The 1,052-nt window shown below is 47.1% G+C and carries 1 protein-coding gene; it reads right to left on the bottom strand.

Annotation, left to right across the window (positions count from 1 at the left end; genetic code table 11):
- On the bottom strand, positions 1-1,052 hold a 1,052-nt coding region (locus tag R7Q09_RS24380), incomplete at both ends, for a RecQ family zinc-binding domain-containing protein (RefSeq protein ID WP_318143724.1).

The following is a 1,052-nucleotide window of genomic DNA, read 5'->3' on the forward strand; positions in this document are numbered from 1 at the left end:
AATTGTAGTACCTGTTCGAAGGACACATTAGCCAATGCACCATACCCAGATAGCTTTGAGGCTTTAAGTTGGCTGATCAACGGCGTGCTGATGCCACATAAGAATCGGGCGATGGCTTCGTTACTGATTGCAGAAGGGGAAAGTTGGACAAACTCTGCAATCCAAGCGGAGGCGACTGCTGGTTCAGGTTGATCGTAAATCCGAGGTGGGAACACCGCTCTCTGTCCTCGACACACAGAACAATGACCGCAGTGAGCAGGGGCGTTGTGGTCGGCAAAGTAACTGGCTAATTGATGACTTAAACAATCTGACGATTGGAATAACCCCAACATGGCGTGAATTCGGTCGATGTCTTTGCGCTCTTTAGACTGGAATAGCTCGTACAGATGCTGCGTGATGTCTTCGATATTCTGTGTTTCGGGCAAGACGGAATACACATCGGTTAGCTGCTTGCTTTCCAGTTCAACCCAACCATTCTGATGAAAGTAATCCAGTGCAGCGACCACGCGGCTACGCTCCGAGTGATAGTGCATCCAAAGAGCATCGAGATCGACTTGGCACCATACTTTCGCTTTGGTTGAACAAGTGAAAATGGCTTCTACAAACTCGCGTCGTTCTCCTTGGAATTGGTTAACGATAAATTGCTGATCTTGTAGGAATTTGAATCGATATTCGGCAAAGTAGCTAAACTTAGCTTCGATCACTTTCGCAAGCTCTAAATACACCAACAGCGTCTTGAGTGGTAACTGGCGGATATTGCTCTCGCGAGACAAACGTAGTGGCACGACTTCCCACTGAGGTTGGTGCTCTTTGATTTGACCCAATACATAACTAATCGAAGAGCGCTCAGGCGTGTCGCCAAACACAAAGTTTTCTAATACAGTTAGCCCAGAAGTATTGCCAAGCAGAATGCATTCAGAGCGTTGTCCGTCGCGTCCTGCTCGACCTATTTCTTGTGCATAGTTTTCAATGGATTTAGGTAGATCAAAGTGAATTACTCGGCGAATATCGGATTTGTCGACACCCATCCCAAAGGCAATCGTGGCCACAAT

It is taken from the genome of Vibrio sp. 2130-1, assembly GCF_033339515.1.